2 protein-coding genes are annotated in these 4237 nt (G+C 54.6%); both read left to right on the top strand.

The window, feature by feature from the left end; translation table 11 throughout:
- Positions 1–126 precede the first annotated feature (126 nt).
- Positions 127–2667 (top strand): DUF3631 domain-containing protein, encoded by a 2541-nt coding sequence (locus QZ197_RS15015; protein WP_296432965.1) that lies wholly within the window; start codon positions 127–129, stop codon positions 2665–2667.
- The coding region (locus tag QZ197_RS15010; protein WP_296432962.1) for a DNA polymerase at positions 2621–4237 on the top strand (1617 nt) is incomplete at its 3' end. The genes QZ197_RS15015 and QZ197_RS15010, both read left to right, overlap by 47 nt.

Genomic DNA, 4237 nt, shown 5'->3' with positions numbered 1-4237 from the left:
TGGATCGTGATGTCTATCTCAAGTTGCACCGCGACATCAAGGGCTGGGTTTCAAAACGGGTCCGCCACTCCTAAACATTTGGGGGCGTGGTTTGGAATCAGCCCCTGCACACAAAAGGAATACATCATGAAGAGCAAAACTTTTAATAAAGGAAGGTCTCGCGTTAATAGTCAACTGCTATCTAACGGCGAGGCTGTTCTTAGGGCTTGGTTGGAAGGCGAGAGACAGGGCGAGCATTTCGTTGCGATTAACCCGTGTCGAGATGACAAAAACCTTGGGTCATTCAAGGTAACTCTGGCCACGGGCTTTTGGAAGGACTACGCAGTCGAGGGTTTTTCAGGACCTGATTTGGTTAGCCTGTATATGGTGCTAAATGAGCTGGACGAACATGCTGCAGTGACCGCGCTGGAGGAAACGCTTCGCCAGTCGAGACCTATAACCACACATACATCAACAAAGTCGGTAAGCAAGACCGTCAAACCGGATGTTCTGTCGACTCCGGCGCCGAACGACTGTCACCTACCACCCGATATTCACCCTGAGCTCGGTGTTCCTGCCATGTCATGGGAATACCTGACTGCTGATGGCCGGGTTGCTTTCATCGTCTATCGTTTCGACACCCACCAAGGGAAGGAAACACGCTCTGTGTCTTACAACCCTGAAGCACAGGACTGGCAGTGGCGGCTGCCAGGTTCACCGCTGCCGGTATATCACCTTGACCAGATCTTACGCGACAAGAGCGCTGCGATAGTTGTCGTCGAGGGCGAGAAGGCTGTAGACGCTGCCAGCAAACATTTTTCAGGCTCTATCTGCACTACCTCGGCAAGCGGCAGCAGTAACGCGCTGAAATCGGATTGGTCACCGCTCTATGGGCGAGTTACGACGTTGATACCTGACGCTGATGAGCCAGGCACCAAGTACGCGATGACAATCGCGGCTGAATTATTGGTCAACGGGTCAGAGGTGTTCATCATCGACACACTGGCATTAGGCTGGACTGACGGTGAGGACGTTGCAGACCACGCTGATCTGACGCAGGAATGGTTGACAGAGCAGCGCATCCCAGTCCGTGAGTGGGCTGGGATGAATGGCATGGACGATCTGATCATCGAGGCCGCAGCCCGCCTGTCGCCCTTGGATTACGATCGATGCAAAGGCAGGCTCGTCGATTTACTGGGGGGAGTGAGTAAACGTACTGTGGACAGCGGGGTCAATAAAGCCCGTAAGGCTTTAGATCAAGCCCGCGATGATGGGCCTGAGCAAGGAGGTCTGTTTAGCGGCGAGGAACCGTGGCCGGAAGCGGTTGATGGTAGGGTGCTGGTGACTGAGATCCAATCCATCATCCGAAATCACGTTATCCTTTCGGCGCAGGAGTCCATGGCTGTGGCGCTTTGGATCGTGCTGACCTATGTCTTCAGGGCGTTCCGAATCTGTCCCAGGCTGCTGGTTTCGTCGCCCGAGAAGCGCTGCGGCAAGACGACGTTATTGGAAACGATTCAGGCAATGTGTTTTAGGGGGCTTGCGGCTGCAAATATTTCAGCTGCGTCGCTGTATCGGGGGCTAGAGGCCTGGTCACCCACTTTGTTGATAGATGAAGCCGACACATTCCTGCAGGGTAATGATGAGCTGCGTGGAATTCTCAACTCAGGTCACACAAAATCTACTGCATTTGTCATTCGAACCGTGGGCGATGAACACGAGCCGAAGTTGTTTCCAACGTTTGCACCGATCGCTATAGGGATGATTAAGCGACCGCCGGACACGCTGTTGGATCGATCGGTAGTTGTTCGCATGCAACGCAAGTTGGGCGCCGATCAGGTTACACCACTGCCGCTCGAGGCAGAAAATGAATATTCGGACATTCGTCAAAAGTGCCTCCGCTGGGCCGAGGATAACGTGGCAGATTTAAAAGGTGACCGAGATCTGACGCCGGAGGAAATCAGCAACGACCGGGCACGGGACAACTGGATACCTTTGGCCGCAATCGCGCTGCGCTGTGGACTGCTTGACGACGCGCAAGCCGCCTGCCGACAGCTGACCATCAAGGAGGATGATAGCCTGACGGTGGAGCTATTGGCGGACATCCAGCAGCTCTTCCGCGATGAGGGCAAAGACAAATTGCCGTCGAAGGTTCTGGTGAAGATGTTGACTGCCATGGAGGAGCGTCCATGGTCAGAATACAACCGAGATAAACCTCTCACCCAGAACAGACTCGCTCAACTGCTCAAGGACTTTGATGTTTACACCCACCAATCCAAGGTGGGCGCCAAGAACTTGAAGCACTACTTTCTTGCGGATCTCAGGCCCCTTTTTGAAAGGTACCTTAGAAAAGAATTTGCGAACACTACCCCTGAATCAACCGCTAAACCGCTACCTGAGGCCGGAAACCTAGATCTACCGCGGCCTGTGATGGTAGCGGGTGAGGTAGCGGTAGCGGCTGTTAACGTCGATTCGGCGACAACCACAGTATCAACAAAGCACTCTGCGGTCGGTGTCACTGGGGAGGTAGCGGATGACGAGACGCTACCGCTACCCGTCCAATCGGTTGGAGGCCCTACAAATCAAGCGATTACCGATGGTAGCGAGGTAGCGGCTGAAACAGAAGCGGTGACACATAGTTATGCGCAATCTGCCAACCAGGGAGGGCATGGCCATGATGAGCTATGAGGATTGGTTGGAACAGCGGCGCCTTGATCCGAACAACGAAGAGGTCATGCGCGTCAGCAAACTCAAAAATATTTGGCAGGCGGAGGGCAAGGCTCGAAACCTGCGTGAGTGGCTGGCGGATCGTGTGACGCTGCACACGGTCGATAACCTCGAGCTTGCCCGTCCGGTGGCCATCAAGCTTGCCGCTTGCGACATGCTGGGGCTGGACATAGAGACCGCCAAGACAGACCCCTGTCACCCCCAGAGCGGTCTGAATCCAAAGCTGAGTCGCATACGCTTGATTCAATACTGCGACGGGACCGACTGTTACATTTTTGATCAGTTTAAGATCAATAGTCTGGATTGGATTCAGCCGCTGCTGTCGGTCAAGACCGTGGCCCATAACGCGCTGTTTGAGGCCGGGCACTTCATGCAGCAGGGCATGGTTTTTAGTAATCTGCACGACAGCATGTTGATGGGGCGTGTATTCTTCAACGAAAACAGGGCGCTCAAGGACTTGGCCGAAGAGTGCCTTGACTTGGGTCTGGACAAGACCTTGCAGGTGTCAGACTGGGCGCGCCCTAAGCTATTGCGGGAACAACTTGAATACGCAGCGGCTGATGCCGTAGTGGCCTTCGAGTTGGCTAATGTTTTTGATCAGTGGTTCGCTGAGAATGTACCCCACTACAGAGGAGCATATACGTTTCTCTGCAGTCTGATATACCCGTTGTCCCGTCAGATCAGCAAAGGGGTGCCGTTTGACGTTGAGTGCCACAACAGAATCATTACTGACTGGGAGCAGGCGCGGGACGACGCCCTCGGGCAGATTAACATCGACAACCCTAACAGCGCCCAGCAGAAGCAGGCATGGCTCACGCAGGCCCTTAGTGACGACGAGTTGCTGGACTGGCCGTTGACTGACAACGGCAACCTGTCGACTGCGCGTGAGGCGCTGGAGAACGCGAGCCATATCCCTGCCGCCAAACCTTTGGCAGAGTACACGAGGATCACCAGTCGCCTGAGTAACTTTGGACTGAAGGTGCAAGCGCAGTTGATTGACGGGCGCCTTTACCCCGGGTACCAGATCGCGGGCATGGTGACGGGCAGATTCGGCTGTCGGAACCCCAACATGCAGAACATGCCTCGGTCGGGCTTCAAACGCTGTTTCAGTGCGCCAGAGGGCTTCGTCTTCGTCACGGGTGACTTGTCACAGGTTGAGTTGCGGGTTGCGGGAATCCTGTCAGGAGATGATGTGATCAATGCTGCTTATAGTAATGGTGAGGATCTGCATCGCAGCATGGCTGCCCGGATGTCAGGTAAGGCACCTGGAGACGTCACCAAGGCTGAACGGACGGCAGCAAAGGCCGTCAACTTCGGACTGCTGTTCGGCGCGGGTGCAGCCACATTGCAGCGGCAAGCGGTCAGCAGTTACGGCGTCGCTATGTCGCTGGAAGAGGCTGAGGACTACCGTCAGCTATTCTTCGAAACATATCCTCAGTTCCGTGAGTGGCAGCAGGATATTGTTAAAACTACCAACTTGCACGAGTCATCTAAAAGCAATCTGATCAAGCTCACCCGTCATTACGACGAG

The sequence above is a fragment of the Yoonia sp. genome, assembly GCF_017854415.1.
Lineage (GTDB): Bacteria > Pseudomonadota > Alphaproteobacteria > Rhodobacterales > Rhodobacteraceae > Yoonia.
This window is presented reverse-complemented; position numbering and strand designations above follow the sequence as displayed.

What these genes read in the sequence shown, in the direction of transcription:
- QZ197_RS15015 (WP_296432965.1), top strand. Translation starts at nt 127, where the DNA reads ATGAAGAGCAAAACTTTTAATAAAGGAAGGTCTCGCGTTAATAGTCAA.